This window comes from Flavobacterium sp. (genome assembly GCF_035195345.1).
Taxonomy (GTDB): Bacteria; Bacteroidota; Bacteroidia; order Flavobacteriales; family Flavobacteriaceae; genus Flavobacterium.
The window spans coordinates 2,628,885-2,644,155 of record NZ_CP136574.1 but is presented as its reverse complement, the minus strand read 5'-3'; the positions used below and the strand labels follow the sequence as shown (position 1 = coordinate 2,644,155).

The window sequence follows — 15,271 nt, the reverse complement described above, 5'->3', positions numbered from 1 at the left end:
CGATGTGCCAATTAATTTGGTAATCGTAACACTTTTTGGTCTTCAAGGTATTTTTGTAATGCAATCATTGCTGCGATTTCTGCTTCAATATCTAATTTTGATTTTAGTTTTTCTGCATCATAATAGGCTTTTACAAAACCGGTATCAAAATCACCAGAACGAAATGCTTCGTGCTCCATTACAAACTTTCCAAAAGGCAAAGTTGTTGCTACGCCTTCTACATGATAATTATCGATGGCTTTAATCATTAATTCGATAGATTCTTCTCGAGTTTTTCCGTAAGTTACTAATTTGGAAAGCATTGGATCGTAATAAATTGGCACATCCATTCCTTCTTCAATACCGTTATCCACACGAATTCCTTCGCCTTCAGGTAATTTATAAGTACTTAAAAAACCTACATTTGGTAAGAAATCATTCATAGAATCTTCAGCATATACACGAAGTTCCATAGCGTGCCCGTGAATTTTTAAATCTTCTTGTTTAATATCTAATGCTTCGCCACGAGCCACACGGATTTGCAATTCAACCAAATCCAATCCCGAAATCATTTCTGTAACTGGATGTTCTACTTGTAAACGTGTATTCATTTCTAAAAAGTAGAAATTATGATCGGCATCCATTAAAAACTCAACTGTTCCAGCTCCAAGGTAATCACAAGCACGAGCCACTTTAACAGCAGCTTCGCCCATTTCTTTACGTTTTTCAGGAGTTAAAATACACGAAGGTGCTTCTTCCACCACTTTTTGATGACGACGCTGAATACTACATTCTCTTTCAAAAATATACAATACATTTCCATGACTATCAGCCATAATTTGGATTTCGATATGTCGTGGTTTGGTTACATATTTTTCAATAAAAACAGAACCATCACCAAAAGCAGAAGTTGCTTCACTAATTGCACGATTCATTTGTGATTCAAAATCTTCTTCTTTTTCAACCACACGCATTCCTTTTCCACCACCACCAGCAGATGCTTTTATCAAAATTGGAAAACCAACTGCTTTTGCTGTTTTTTTAGCTTCTTCTACATCAATAATTGCATGATCTACTCCAGGAACCATGGGAATATCATATTTCATAACCGCTTCTTTGGCTGCTAATTTACTTCCCATCATTTCAATGGCTTTCGATTTTGGTCCGATGAAAATGATATTATTTTTTTCACATGCTTCTGCAAAAGAAGAATTTTCACTTAAAAATCCATAACCTGGATGAACTGCATCAACACCTAAATCTTTACAAACTTCGATAATCTTATCACCACGTAAGTAGGATTGACTTGAAGCTGCTTCACCAATGCAAACGGCTTCGTCAGCATATTTTACGTGAAGAGCATTTCTATCGGCAGTGGAAAAAACAGCTACGGTTTTAATACCCATTTTTTTGGCGGTTTTCATTACTCGAATAGCAATTTCTCCGCGATTGGCAACTAATATTTTTTTAATTTCTTTCATCTTGATTTTTATTTCAGGTTTCAGGTTGAAAAAGTTTGTATTCAAAGTTAAAATGAGTCACTATATAAAATTGAAAACCATAACTTGAAACTTTAAACTTTTTATTCAAATTCAACTAATAATTGTCCTTTATCTACCGCATTCCCTTTTTCAACCGCAATAGATTTGATAACTCCATCACGTGGCGAAAGGAAACTATTTTCCATTTTCATAGCTTCAAGAATTAATAAAGGATCGTTTTCTTTTACGCTTTGACCAACTTCAACACTGATTTCTAGAATTAAACCAGGCATTGGCGCTTTGATAGCGTTAACCACTTTAGTTTTTCCTCGCTCAATTCCCATACTTTTGATTAATTCATCTAAAGCATTAGAAATAACAACTTCGTATGAATTATTGTTTATTTTAACCGTATATTTTTTGGAAATAAAATCTGCTGAAACTATTTCAGCTTTGTAAGGCTTACTATCTTTAAGTACATGAAAATTACTTTCAGCAACTTTAACAGCGTTTAATTTTGTGCTTTCACTTTCAGTAACTTCAAACGAAGTAGTATTATTTACTAAAAGTCTATAATTGACATCCATATGAGTTTGTTTTTAGTTGACGTAAACTTACAAAAAGAAAACGTTTGCGTAAATGATAAATCTCATAAAATTTGTAAAAATAATATAGCTAAATTATAACAAAAGTAACCCTGATTTCCTTAAAGTTTGAACAGGTTTACCATACCAAAACAATTCAAAATCAGCTAATTCACTCTCAAAATTCGCTTTTAATTGTGAAAAAGTGATTTTATGTTCTGCTTGAATTGAAAGTAATTCTAATACAGAAACTAACCATTCTCCTTCTGTTTTATTTAAAACTATATCAAATGTATGCGTTTTGTTATGAAACGTTAATTTCATCATTTCCCAAGAATTTCCCTTTTTAGATTTGGTAAAAGTTTCAACTTGCGGATTTTTTCCCAACCAAACGACTTTTGCATTTGGTTTTGTAGTGAAATTTTGCTCTTTTTCTAAACAATTAGATATAAAATCAGGTGCAATTTTTGTTTTAGGAATTTTAAAATCGAACCAATCTTGCAAATCATAATCAAAACAAATTCCATGCATGAAATTGAATAATGATTTCTTTAATCCAAAACTAAACTTATCGTGATTGATTCCCGTTTTATCTTTAAAATTAATGTCGTTATTAGCAAATGTAATTTTGTTTTGTTCTGGAATTACCCCAAATTCCTCAGGGAACATTCCCACAGGAGAATGCGCTGTCATAGCAAATTGATGCCAAAAACCACTTTGTAAAACACCTAATTCAAACAATTGACGCACCATTTCTAAACTATCTACTGTTTCTTGAATGGTTTGTGTTGGGTAACCGTACATTAAATATGCATGTACCATTATACCAGATTCAGTGAAATTTCGGGTAACTTTTGCTACTTGCTCTACGGTAACTCCTTTTTTGATTAATTCTAAAAGGCGATCTGTAGCCACTTCTAATCCGCCAGAAACCGCAATACAACCGGATTCTTTTAATAAAAAACATAAATCAGCGGTGAAGCTTTTTTCGAAACGAATATTTGTCCACCAAGTGACTACTAATTTACGTTTAATGATTTCCAGCGCTACTTCACGCATTAAAGCTGGCGGTGCTGCTTCGTCTACAAAATGGAATCCGTTTTCGCCTGTTTGAGCGATTAATTCTTCCATTCTGTCTACCAAAATTTTAGCAGCGATGGGTTCGTATAACTTAATATAATCTAAAGAAATATCACAAAATGTACATTTTCCCCAATAACAACCATGTGCCATCGTGAGCTTGTTCCACCGTCCATCGCTCCATAAACTGTGCATAGGATTGGCAATTTCGATGACCGAAATATATTTATCTAGCAATAAATCAGAATAATCTGGTGTTCCTACTTCACTTTGTTTGTAATCGTGACGTGTGGTGGTGTTTTTATATACTACTTGGTTGTTTTCTAGAAGAAAAGTTCTTTTAAATTCAGATTCTGAAACAAGTTCAGAATGACAAATAAAATTATGAAGCAATTCAACTGGTAATTCACCATCATCTAACGTAATAAAATCAAAGAATTCGAAAACACGTTGGTCTTTTAATTCACGAAGTTCCGTGTTAGGAAATCCGCCACCCATTGCAATTTTCACATTTGGAAAATTAGCTTTTAAAAACTGTGCACAACGAAAAGCACTGTATAAATTTCCAGGAAAAGGAACTGAAATTAAAACTAATTTTGGTTGAACTTCTTCTATTCTATTATTTAAAATTTTGATTGTGATTTCGTCTATAAAAGTTCTTTCGTTTTGTAAATGATTGTAAAGTTCATCAAACGAATTTGCGCTTCTTCCCAAACGCTCTGCATAACGACTAAAACCGAAATTTTCATCAACACATTCTACAATAAAATCCGATAAATCTTCTAAATATAAGGTGGCTAAATGTTTGGCTTTATCTTGCATTCCCATACTACCAAAAGCAAATTCCATATCGTCTAATTGGTCAAATCGTGATGCTTCTGGAAGAAAATTTCCAGCACAAATTTGTCGAGCTAACGATGGATTTTTTCCTTGAAGAAAAGCAATTACAGAATCTATTGTTTTGATGTATTCGTCTTTGAGCGCATAAATTCGCTGTGAATTTGGTCCAAATTCTCCAAACTTGAAACTTGAAACTTGAAACAAACTTTCTAAACCTTTTTTTGAAAACAATTCTAAAATCACTTCAATCCCTAAATCCATTTGGAACGCCGAAATATTTTTGGTATTCAAAAAACCTTTAATATAAGCTGTTGCTGGATACGGTGTATTCAGTTGGGTAAAAGGTGGTGTGATTAGAAGGAGGTTTTTCAATGTGAATAATTTTAGCAAAAATAACTCTTTTTTTAAATACTAACTCCTTGTTAAAGACGTTTTAGGAACAAAGATTTTTAGTATTTTAGCAAAAAAATAACTAAAATGCCAAACGACTGTATAACGTATCAAAATTCAGGCTATTTCATTCCGCTAATTGTTGATTATTTAGACCAAAAATCTGAATTAAAATCGTTATACAATCGCTTCCCAACTATAGAAAACTTTAAATTTCAGTTAGAAGAAAAAGGAGAAAATTTTCCAATTGAAAATAGAAAAATTTTAGTAGATGCTTTAAAAAAACAACATACTAATTTTCACATTTCGGAAGTAACTACTAACAATATTGAGCTTTTAAATCAACCTAATACCTTTACAATTACAACTGGCCATCAGTTAAATTTACTTACGGGCCCTTTATACTTTATTTATAAAATTATTACAGTAATTAATTTAACTAAAGAGCTAAAAGCTGCTTATCCTGAAAATAATTTTGTTCCTATTTATTGGATGGCAACCGAAGATCATGATTTTGAAGAAATTAATTTTTTTAATTTTAAAGAAAAGAAAATCCGATGGGAAAAAGAAAGTAATGGACCTGTTGGTAGATTAAATACTCAAGGGTTAGATAACGTTTTTGATGCTTTTTCTTTCGAATTAGGCTTAGGCAATAATGCCAATTATTTGAGAGATTTATTCCAAAAATCATATCTTGAACATGACAATCTAGCAGATGCAACAAGATATTTAACCTATAAACTATTTCAAAAAGAAGGATTAGTTATTGTTGATGGAGATGATTCAGAACTAAAAAAAATATTTATTCCGTATGCCAAAAACGAATTATTACATCAAACTTCATTTAAAAAAGTAAATGAAACACTTCCGCTAATAAAAAAATATTCGATTCAAGTAAATCCTCGAGAAATTAATTTATTCTATATTCAAGATCAATTAAGAGAGCGTATTATTTATGAAAATGGAAATTATAAAATCAATAATACTCTTTTATCTTTTTCTGAAAGCGAGTTACTAACCGAACTAGAGAATAATCCTGAAAACTTTAGCCCTAATGTTATTTTAAGACCATTATACCAAGAAGTCGTTTTACCTAATTTATGTTATATTGGTGGTGGTGGTGAAATTGCTTATTGGTTAGAATTAAAATCAAATTTTGAAGTCCATAAAATTACGTTTCCAGTACTTTTAGTTCGTAATTCAGTGCTTTTAGTAACTAAAAAACAACAGTCTAAATTAGATAAATTACACTTACATTGGAAAGATATTTTCTTAGACCAAAAAACACTTTTAAATAATAAAACTAAGGATTTTTCTAAATTTACTATTGACTTTTCAGAACAAAAAGAAACCTTAAAAAGACAATTTGAAGTAGTAAATGAAATCGCGCACGAAACAGATCCTTCATTCCTTGGAGCAGTTAAAGCGCAAGAAGTAAAGCAATTAAAAGGATTAGATAATTTAGAAAAAAGACTTTTAAAAGCAGAAAAAAGAATTCATAATGAAAAACTAGAACGAATTATACAAATTCAAAATCAACTTTTTCCAAACCAAGGATTGCAAGAAAGAACGACAAATTTTAGTTCTTTTTGTGAAGAAATTGATTCTTTCGATTCATTTTTAAATCAACTACAAAACCAACTACAACCTTTAGAACAACATTTTTCTGTTGTCATATTATAAAATATCAATAAAAAGCTTTTTTATCCAACAAAAAATAATATATTTATTTTTTTAACATTAAAACAAGACACAATCACATTATTATAACATTTTTTTACAAACAATGTTATAATAATGTTATATTTGCATACCCTAAATTAATAACACAACTTATGAAAAAAATTACGATTTATTCAACCTTATTAATTGCAATTTTATCTTTATTCGCATTCAAAAACACTATTTTAAACTCTGAATTAATAAAAATTGAAGGAGGAACTTTCAAAATGGGTTCCAAAAATTCTGATGGATTAGCCGATATTGACGAACAAAAAGAACACAATGTTAACCTAACAACCTTTGAAATTAGCAAATTTGAAGTAACCGTTTGGGAATGGAAACAGTTCATCAAAGCTAATAAAATGAAAATGCCTTCAAAACCAACATGGGGCTGGCAAGACAATCATCCAATAAATGGTGTAACTTGGAATGAAGCAATAGCCTATTGTAATTGGTTAAGTAAAAAAGAAAAATTACAACCAGTATATTCTAAAAAAGGTCCTAACTTTATTTGTAATTTTAAAGCTAATGGTTACAGATTACCCACTGAAGCAGAATGGGAATTTGCTGCAAAAGGCGGAACACTTTCTAAAGGATTTAAATATAGTGGAAGTAATTCATTAGACGATATTGCTTGGCATAAAGGAAATAGCACTGGAACTCCTCATACAATAGGAACAAAATTACCTAATGAATTAGGACTATATGATATGAGCGGAAACGTATGGGAATGGTGTTGGGATTGGTATAACAAAGATTTCTACAAACTAGAAAAAGGAGATAACCCAAGAGGACCTGAAATGGGAAATAGAAGAAGCGTTAGAGGTGGATCTTGGGATAGCCAAGCTAACTACGTAAGACCTGCAAACAGAATTTCTACTGAACCAAATAAAACGCATGAATTTTATGGTTTTAGAGTTGCTAAATCAATTATAAAATAATTTAAAAACTCTTGCAAAACCTATTAATAATAGTAACTTTGCAAAAAACATAAAAAATGGCAACAAACAGAACTTTTACAATGATTAAACCAGATGCTGTAGAAAACGGACATATTGGTGGTATCTTAAACATGATTAATGAAGGTGGTTTCAAAATTGTATCTTTGAAATTAACACAATTAACAATTGCTGACGCTCAAGCATTTTATGCTGTTCATGCTGCAAGACCTTTTTTCGGAGAATTAGTTGAATTTATGACAAGAGGACCAATCGTGGCGGCAATCTTGGAAAAAGAAAATGCTGTTGAAGATTTCAGAACTTTAATTGGAGCTACAAATCCTGCAGATGCTGCTGAAGGAACTATTCGTAAAAAATACGCTACTTCAATTGGTGAAAATGCAGTTCACGGATCTGATTCTGATGAGAATGCTGCTATTGAAGGTGCTTTCCATTTTTCTGGAAGAGAGCAATTTTAGTATTCAGTGCTCATTCGCAGTTGACAGTATAGTCGATTATGTATAAAAATATAAAATCCCGATTCAATGAATCGGGATTTTTTTATCGCAAAATTAAATTCGTTACCAAATCTTTTCTAAGTTCTTCGTTAATCATTTTGATGATTTTATCTTTTCCGTAACTTAATTCTTCTCGCAAAACTGCCGAAGATAAGGCTACATAAAGTACTGAACCTTTTAATTGAATTTCGGTTGTGTAATTATTGACACCATTTCCCATTAAATTTTTCCAAGCCTCTCGAACATTTACAACATCCATACCCGCTTCCAATTTATTTTGAGATATAAATTGTTTCAATACATCACTAATAGGGCTTTCTTCATTAAATCGCTTTGCCATACTTATTTAATCGAAAATTTAACCGGTCTTTTGTAATGATATTCAAAATCTTGTTGGTTTTTAATAACTAATTTATCTTTTGTCAACTCGATAATTTCTTCGTTCCAACTAGCATAAGTAGTTTTATACTTAATTGTAGCATCACCATCTTTAACGGCAATAACAATATCTTCCTGAATATCATTAGTTAAATAGGTGCCGTCTAATTGAGGCATAACTTTTTTTCTAAAACCTTTTCCGTCTTTAATTTTAAAAAAATCAATAGTTTCATTTACCTTATATTCTTTCTTATCTCCATCAGGAAGTTCTACTTTTTCAATTTCCCAATAACCATTCAAATTATTCAAATCAGTTTTAGAAATAGTCTGTTTACAAGACAATAAAAGGCCAAAAACAATAAATAAAAATATTTTTTTCATTGTGTATAGTTTAATTATGGTATAAAATTACAACTATTTATTTTTTGAATTAAACTATTCGTTACTTTTATTGTCTAACAATTATATAAACGTTTTACTCCTATGAAAAAAATTATTACTTTTTTGTTAGCAATGGTATTAATTAGTTGTAGCTCTGATGAAACCTCAACTTCAACCATTCCAGAAGAAGAAATGTATTTCCCTCCAATAGGATCAACTAATTGGGAAACCAAGACTATTCAAAGTTTAAATTGGAATCAATCCGAAGTTCAACCTCTATTAGATTATTTAGAATTGAAGAATACAAAAAGCTTTATCATATTACATAATGGAAAAATTGTAATGGAAAATTATTTTAATGGTCATACTGCAACCACTCCATGGTATTGGGCAAGTGCTGGAAAAACATTAACTGCAACAGTCACTGGAATAGCAGAACAAGAAGGATTCTTAAATATTAACAATAAAGTTTCTGATTATCTTGGAACAGGTTGGACAAGTGCTCCACTTATCAAAGAAAATTTAATTACAAACAAACATCTTTTAACCATGACCTCTGGTTTAAACGATGCACTTGGAGATGATGTTTCTCCAGCAAACTTACAGTACGTTGCAAATGCAGGCACGCGTTGGGCCTATCATAACGTATACGTTAAACTACAAGACGTTGTGGCAACTTCTACGGGTCAAACATGGACAAACTATTTCAATACTAAGTTAAGAGATAAAATAGGCATGACAGGCGGTGCTTGGATTCAAGATGGAGGCTTGAGTGTATATTGGAGTACAACTAGAAATATGGCTAGATTTGGCTTATTAGCATTAAATAAAGGAAAATGGGAAAACACACAAGTTGTTCCTCAAGTTTATATGGAAAATGCAAGTGCTACTTCTCAAAACATCAACTTGGCATACGGATATCTATGGTGGCTGAATGGAAAGGCAAGCTATCATATGCCGCAAAGCCAAATTCAGTTGAACGGTTCACTTATACCATCTGGCCCTAATGATATGTATTGTGCATTAGGTAAAAATGATCAAAAAATATATGTAATCCCAAGCAGAAAACTAGTAATTATTAGAATGGGAGACGCAGCAGATGGAAGTAACTTTGCTTTATCAGATTTTGATGAAGTACTTTGGCAAAAAATAAATGCTGTTATCAACTAACAGCATTTATTTTTTATTTTTTTACTTTCTTTTTACCACTCGTAAACTTAATTAACAAGTACATAAATATTGCAAATGATGCTAACCGTAAGGTAAGGAATATAAAATCATAATCACTAAAAGGTATGGCAATTAAAGCCATAATTATAGCTGCTAATAACAACCGAACTGTTTTGTATTTTAAAAGTTCCATCTCTAATATATATCTTATTTAAAAAATGAATCTACAAATTCATATTTATTAAAAACTTGTAAATCCTCAATACCTTCTCCTACCCCAATATATTTAACCGGAATTTGAAATTGGTCAGAAATCCCAATAACTACTCCTCCTTTTGCGGTTCCATCTAATTTAGTAACTGCTAAACAAGAAACTTCCGTTGCTGCAGTAAACTGTTTAGCTTGCTCGAATGCATTTTGCCCAGTTGACCCATCCAAAACCAAAAGTACATCATTTGGTGTATTTTCCACCACTTTTTGCATTACTTTTTTCACTTTTGAAAGCTCGTTCATTAAACCAACTTTATTGTGTAAACGACCCGCTGTATCAATTATAACAACATCAGCATTTTGAGCCACCGCACTTTGTAACGTATCAAACGCTACTGATGCAGGATCACTCCCCATTTGTTGTTTTACAATAGGTACACCTACTCTATCAGCCCAAATTTGCAATTGGTCGATAGCTGCTGCTCTAAACGTATCTGCTGCCCCTAGAACTACGTTGTAACCCGCTTTTTTAAATTGATAAGCTAGTTTACCTATTGTCGTAGTTTTTCCAACACCATTAACACCAACCACCATGATTACATATGGTTTTTTATTTGCTGGAATTTCAAACTGAGTGGCTTCCCCTGAATTGGTTTCTGATAACAAACCTGCAATTTCTTCTCTTAGGATTCCGTTTAATTCATCAGTTCCAAGGTATTTGTCTTTTGAAACGCGTTCTTCAATACGCTCGATGATTTTCAGGGTAGTATTAACCCCAACATCAGAAGAAACTAATATTTCTTCTAAATTATCTAAAACTTCAGCATCAACTTTTGATTTTCCAGCAACAGCTTTGGTAAGTTTAGAGAAAAAAGATGTTTTTGATTTTTCTAAACCTTTATCCAATGATTGCTTTTCCTGTTCGTTTAAAACGGGTTCTGCTTTTGATGAAGAAAATATTTTTTTAAAAAAACTCATTTGAGATGATTTTTTGATTTATTACAATTATTTGATTGAAAACAGAATTCAGTAGCCTTTTGATTGTCCATAGCCCCGATTGCAGCAAACTACCATGTAGTGCGGAAAGCGGGAACACAGATTAAAAAAAGCGTTTTGTTTGGCTTCAAATAATTATAGTAGCAAATGTAAAAATAAAAAAGCTACTTTCAAACGAAAGTAGCTTTTCTATATAATTGTTTTTTATGAATTATTTCTTTTTCAAGAATTCATCAACTAATTCAGGAGCCATCACAGATTCAACGAATGTGTAAGCGCCAGTTTTTGGAGATTTAACCATTTTAATAGCTTTGGTTAATCTTTTTGAAGCTGTTTGTAACGTTGCTACGGTTTTCTTTGCCATGACTTATCTTATTTAATTTCTTTATGTACAGTTACTCTTTTTAAGATTGGATTAAATTTTTTAATCTCTAATCTATCTGGAGTATTTTTTTTGTTTTTAGTAGTAATGTAACGAGATGTTCCAGGAACCCCTGAAGTTTTGTGCTCTGTACATTCTAAAATAACTTGGATTCTATTACCTTTCTTTGCCATTTTGATATATATTATTGCGGATTATACAGATTTTACAAATCCGTTAGCTTTTGCATTTTTCAATACAGCAGCGATTCCATTTTTATTAATAGTTTTTAATGCAGCAGTTGAAATTTTCAACGTTACCCATCTATCTTCTTCAGGAATGTAAAAACGTTTTTTTACTAAATTAACAGAGAATTTTCTCTTTGTTTTATTCATAGCGTGAGAAACATTGTTCCCTACCATTGCTCTTTTACCTGTAAGTTCACAAACTCTTGACATTATTATTCAGCTTTATTTCGTTATCTAAAATCAGGGTGCAAAGAAACAAAATCGATTTCATATACACAACTATCTTTTATTATTTTTTTAAAATTTCTTTATAAATTAATTCCAATGCTTTACTAACCGCCCTATCAACAACCTTTTCACGTGGTTGACCAAAATTAAATTCTTCTACAAAAACAGCATTTGGCGTAGCAATAGCAACATAAACAATGCCTAAATCGGCTTGCGCATCACCTTTTGTTGGTCCTGCGTTTCCGGTTGTAGCAATTGCATAATCGGAAGTCATTATTTTTTGAACTGATTTTACCATTTCTGAAGCTACTTCTGTACTAACAACTCCGTATTTTTCAACAAACTCAATATCAATTCCTAATACATTTATTTTTGTTTCAGTAGCATAACTAACTACGCTTCCTTTAAAATAATTTGAAGCTCCAGAAACCGCCGTCAAAGTTGCTGCAATTTTTCCTCCCGTACAACTTTCGGCTGTTGAAATTGTAAGATTATTTTTCGTTAACAATCTTCCTAAAACAACCTCGATTGGTTCATCTTCATTATATCCAACAATTACATCACCAATTAATAAATCTAGTTTTTCAACTTGTTGTTTTATTTCATTTTTTAACAACTCTTCATTTCCTCCTCTTGCAGTTAATCTTAGCCTAACTTTTCCTGGACTAGGCAAGTAAGCAAGTTTAATAAAATGTGGCAAATTATTTTCCCAATCTTCAATTTGCTCCGCAATCATACTTTCCCCACGACCATAAGTCATAATGGTTTGATGGACAATATAGGGGCGCTCAAATTTTTGAACTAAATTTGGAATCACCTCATTATCAATCAAGTATTTCATTTCATAAGGAACACCTGGTAGCGAAATAAAAACAGTATTTTCTTTTTCCATCCACATTCCTGGCGCAGTTCCTACTTGATTAAAAAGCACTTTTGCTTTGGTTGGAACTAATGCTTGTTCTCTATTAATTTGTGTAATTGGTCGCTTATAAAACCCTTCAATAATTGATTTTACATGTGCTAAAACAGCTTCATTTTCAACTAAACTATCTTGAAAATAATCACAAAATGTCTTTTTAGTGATATCATCTTTTGTAGGGCCTAATCCCCCAGTTACAATAATAACTTCTACTTTATTTTGAAGCGAATGGAAGGTGTCTAAAATATGTTGTTTGTCATCTGAAATTGACAACATTTCATGCGTTGCAATACCGATTTTATCTAACGCTTTAGCGATGTAGGAAGAATTCGTATCAACAATTTGGCCAATAAGAATTTCATCGCCAATGGTTACTATAGCAGCTTTCATTTGAATATTTTATGGTTTTTGGGGAAGTTTAATTATAATAGAATTACAGTTTAAAATCTTTTTTTATTTCTTTTACTGCTAATTCTACTCTATCTTTTAAAGACTTGAATACTTCTTTAATTTCTTTTCTTTTACCTTCGGCTTTAGCCCAAGTTATGATTTGAAGATTTTCTTCATAAGCTAAATCCATTCCTAATAAATCTAATGTAGGTTTGATTTTATGACATGAAGCATAGGCTTTATCGAAATCTTTTTCTTCTATCGCAATTTTTATGGCTTTAATTTCTGCTGGAACTTCTTCAAAAAATAATGTTACGATTTGCAAAGCAAATTCAATATCATTTTCAGAAATCTCATAAACTTTTGCTAAATTGTATTGTAAAGCCATAATTACCTAATTTGAATTTTAAACATCGATTCTCCTTCTATAAAACCTTCTAAAACATCACCTTCTGTAACTTTGGCAACACCTTTTGGAGTACCTGTAAAAATAATATCTCCAATTTTTAGTGTAAAATATTGAGAAACATATGCAATTAACTCATCAATTTTCCACAACATTAAACTTGTATTACCCTCTTGAACTGTGACTTGATTTGATTTTAACTCAAAGTTAATATTTTCTAGCGAAGAATAATTTTTTTTCGATATAAAGTTTCCAATTACCGCTGAATGGTCAAATGCCTTAGCTTTTTCCCAAGGCAATCCCTTCTCTTTCAGTTTACTTTGCACGTCTCGAGCGGTAAAATCGATACCTAAACCAATTTCTTCATAATATTTATGAGCAAATTTAGCATCAATATGTTTTCCTACTCTACAAATCTTAACCAAAATTTCTACTTCATGATGAATATCATTACTAAAAGCAGGAATTACAAATGGGTTTTTATTTGGTAAAATAGCAGAATCAGGTTTCATAAAGATTACTGGTTCTGTTGGTCTCTCATTATTAAGTTCTGAAATATGATCAGCGTAATTACGCCCAATGCAAATTATTTTCATGGTTTTAATGATTAATAAAAAGTAATTAGCAACTAGTTACTAATTACTTTTTACTAGTTACACTATTTAGTATTTAACTTTCTCAATTTAATAGCCGTCAAAACTTTTTTGGTATATAACGGAAAATCAGCATTTTGAATCCAACCAAAATAACCTGGCTCTTTATCAAAAACATCATCTACCAAAGCACCTTTGTGTTTTCCGAAAGTAAAAATTTCTTTTCCTTCATTATTCAAAGCAATGAATCCAGCAAAGTCAACTGATTTTTTTCGCGTTGTAAATTCAGATAACGATTTCATATCATTTTCTAAATTCTCATAACGATCCAATTGTGATTTTAAGATTTCATACGTTGCCATTGTATCTGCTTCGGCACTGTGTGCGTTTTCTAAGCTTTGCCCACAATAGAATTTATAAGCCGCACTCAACGTTCTTTCTTCCATTTTATGAAAGATGGTTTGTACATCGACAGAAACTCGGTTTTTCATATCAAAATCAACTTCAGCACGCAATAATTCTTCGGCTAAAAGCGGAATATCAAATCTGTCCGAATTAAATCCAGCCAAATCAGAATCTTTAATCATGTTATGAACTTGCGTTGCTAATTCTTTGAAAGTTGGCTCATTGGCTACTTTTTCATCGGTAATTCCGTGCACAGCAGTAGTTTGTGGCGGAATTGGAATCGTAGGATTTACCAACCAAGTTTTGCTTTCTTTATTTCCGTTGGGGTAAACTTTAAATATTGAGATTTCTACAATTCGGTCTCTTGCTACATCAATTCCAGTGGTTTCAAGGTCGAAAAAGCAGATTGGGCGTGTTAATTTTAATTCCATAGTAATTATATATCCTACAAAGATAATTGAAGATTTTTTTTATTTACTAATTCTTGAAAATTTATAGTAAATAATTATTTCGGCAACCAATAAATTAAAAGTCCAACCAGACCAGGCGGCAATACTGTAGGCATCCATTGGTAAAGGTTCAAAAAAGAAGACTAATAGATATTTGAACAATCGAAGTGAAATTGCAGATAAGGTCAATGCAAAGCCACGGATAGCAAACTTTTGGTGTTTAATCACTTGTTTTTTCAAAATAAAATACAAAGACAAAAAAGTAAATAACATCCAAAAAGTTGACAATAACAAGAAAGAAACTTGTGCCAACAACCCACCATTTGCATAATATGACATTACCAAACCACTTGGTCCAGAAAGCAACAAAAGGATTCCAACATAAATTCTTCCTGAAATTCTATGTAATTTTATGTATTTTCTTTGAATGTAATTTGAAAACTGAAATGCACCAAAAATCATCAAAAAAATACTCGTGTACACATGTGTGAAAAAAGCAATTTTGTAATGATTTAAAACAATTACCTCTTGTTTAATTCGTAAAAAAGCTACATCAGTATCATATGGAATATACTGAAGTGTTATCAATAAAAGTAGATATGAAA

General features: G+C 31.5%; 18 protein-coding genes. 4 read left to right on the top strand and 14 right to left on the bottom strand.

Going from position 1 to position 15,271, the window contains the following annotated elements; genetic code table 11:
• Positions 1-11: 11 nt before the first annotated feature.
• The 3 genes from RSE15_RS12275 to RSE15_RS12265 form a co-directional block, all read right to left on the bottom strand.
• Complete coding sequence (locus tag RSE15_RS12275; protein ID WP_324070475.1) at positions 12-1,451, bottom strand: acetyl-CoA carboxylase biotin carboxylase subunit; 1,440 nt, start codon at positions 1,449-1,451, stop codon at positions 12-14.
• Positions 1,452-1,561: 110 nt separating this feature from the next.
• Positions 1,562-2,047 (bottom strand): acyl-CoA carboxylase biotin carboxyl carrier protein subunit, encoded by a 486-nt coding sequence (locus RSE15_RS12270; protein WP_324068836.1) that lies wholly within the window; start codon positions 2,045-2,047, stop codon positions 1,562-1,564.
• A gap of 93 nt (positions 2,048-2,140) precedes the next feature.
• Positions 2,141-4,336: a B12-binding domain-containing radical SAM protein gene (locus RSE15_RS12265; RefSeq protein ID WP_324068835.1), complete on the bottom strand. Its 2,196-nt coding sequence runs from the start codon at positions 4,334-4,336 to the stop codon at positions 2,141-2,143.
• 105 nt (positions 4,337-4,441) lie between these two features.
• On the opposite strand from RSE15_RS12265, the gene bshC reads away from it, so the two are divergent.
• The 3 genes from bshC (at position 4,442) to RSE15_RS12250 (ending at position 7,493) form a co-directional block, all read left to right on the top strand.
• Positions 4,442-6,037: a bacillithiol biosynthesis cysteine-adding enzyme BshC gene (bshC, locus tag RSE15_RS12260; protein WP_324068834.1), complete on the top strand. Its 1,596-nt coding sequence runs from the start codon at positions 4,442-4,444 to the stop codon at positions 6,035-6,037.
• 152 nt (positions 6,038-6,189) lie between these two features.
• Positions 6,190-7,017 (top strand): formylglycine-generating enzyme family protein, encoded by an 828-nt coding sequence (locus RSE15_RS12255; protein ID WP_324068833.1) that lies wholly within the window; start codon positions 6,190-6,192, stop codon positions 7,015-7,017.
• Between the two features lie 56 nt (positions 7,018-7,073).
• Positions 7,074-7,493 carry a nucleoside-diphosphate kinase gene (locus RSE15_RS12250; protein ID WP_324068832.1) on the top strand — a complete coding sequence of 140 codons (420 nt, stop codon included), beginning with the start codon at positions 7,074-7,076 and terminating at the stop codon, positions 7,491-7,493.
• A gap of 82 nt (positions 7,494-7,575) precedes the next feature.
• Here RSE15_RS12250 and RSE15_RS12245 read toward each other — a convergent pair whose 3' ends face one another.
• Positions 7,576-7,872, bottom strand: a complete 297-nt coding sequence (locus RSE15_RS12245) for a DciA family protein (RefSeq protein ID WP_324068831.1) — start codon at positions 7,870-7,872, stop codon at positions 7,576-7,578.
• Between the two features lie 2 nt (positions 7,873-7,874).
• Complete coding sequence (locus RSE15_RS12240; RefSeq protein WP_324068830.1) at positions 7,875-8,291, bottom strand: lipocalin-like domain-containing protein; 417 nt, start codon at positions 8,289-8,291, stop codon at positions 7,875-7,877.
• A gap of 102 nt (positions 8,292-8,393) precedes the next feature.
• On the opposite strand from RSE15_RS12240, the gene RSE15_RS12235 reads away from it, so the two are divergent.
• Positions 8,394-9,461 carry a serine hydrolase domain-containing protein gene (locus tag RSE15_RS12235; protein WP_324068829.1) on the top strand — a complete coding sequence of 356 codons (1,068 nt, stop codon included), beginning with the start codon at positions 8,394-8,396 and terminating at the stop codon, positions 9,459-9,461.
• A gap of 207 nt (positions 9,462-9,668) precedes the next feature.
• Here the strand turns inward: RSE15_RS12235 and ftsY are convergent, their stop codons facing one another.
• From ftsY to RSE15_RS12190, 9 genes are all read right to left on the bottom strand, one after another.
• Positions 9,669-10,649 (bottom strand): signal recognition particle-docking protein FtsY, encoded by a 981-nt coding sequence (gene ftsY, locus RSE15_RS12230; protein WP_324068828.1) that lies wholly within the window; start codon positions 10,647-10,649, stop codon positions 9,669-9,671.
• A gap of 229 nt (positions 10,650-10,878) precedes the next feature.
• Positions 10,879-11,031 carry a DUF4295 domain-containing protein gene (locus RSE15_RS12225; RefSeq protein WP_113988621.1) on the bottom strand — a complete coding sequence of 51 codons (153 nt, stop codon included), beginning with the start codon at positions 11,029-11,031 and terminating at the stop codon, positions 10,879-10,881.
• Between the two features lie 8 nt (positions 11,032-11,039).
• On the bottom strand, positions 11,040-11,222 hold the full coding sequence (gene rpmG, locus RSE15_RS12220) for a 50S ribosomal protein L33 (protein WP_008253902.1): 183 nt from the start codon (positions 11,220-11,222) through the stop codon (positions 11,040-11,042).
• 21 nt (positions 11,223-11,243) lie between these two features.
• Complete coding sequence (rpmB, locus tag RSE15_RS12215; protein WP_008253904.1) at positions 11,244-11,486, bottom strand: 50S ribosomal protein L28; 243 nt, start codon at positions 11,484-11,486, stop codon at positions 11,244-11,246.
• Between the two features lie 79 nt (positions 11,487-11,565).
• On the bottom strand, positions 11,566-12,813 hold the full coding sequence (locus tag RSE15_RS12210; RefSeq protein ID WP_324068827.1) for a CinA family nicotinamide mononucleotide deamidase-related protein: 1,248 nt from the start codon (positions 12,811-12,813) through the stop codon (positions 11,566-11,568).
• Between the two features lie 43 nt (positions 12,814-12,856).
• Positions 12,857-13,201 (bottom strand): histidine kinase, encoded by a 345-nt coding sequence (locus RSE15_RS12205; RefSeq protein WP_324068826.1) that lies wholly within the window; start codon positions 13,199-13,201, stop codon positions 12,857-12,859.
• A 2-nt stretch (positions 13,202-13,203) separates the two neighbouring features.
• The gene (locus RSE15_RS12200) at positions 13,204-13,815 is read right to left on the bottom strand and encodes a fumarylacetoacetate hydrolase family protein (RefSeq protein WP_324068825.1); all 612 of its coding nucleotides are present in this window, start codon (positions 13,813-13,815) and stop codon (positions 13,204-13,206) included.
• A 62-nt stretch (positions 13,816-13,877) separates the two neighbouring features.
• Entirely contained in the window at positions 13,878-14,648 is a 771-nt protein-coding gene (locus RSE15_RS12195; RefSeq protein WP_113988616.1) for a 3'-5' exonuclease, read from the bottom strand.
• 39 nt (positions 14,649-14,687) lie between these two features.
• Positions 14,688-15,254, bottom strand: a complete 567-nt coding sequence (locus RSE15_RS12190) for a DUF2306 domain-containing protein (protein WP_324068824.1) — start codon at positions 15,252-15,254, stop codon at positions 14,688-14,690.
• Between the last annotated feature and the right edge of the window lie 17 nt (positions 15,255-15,271).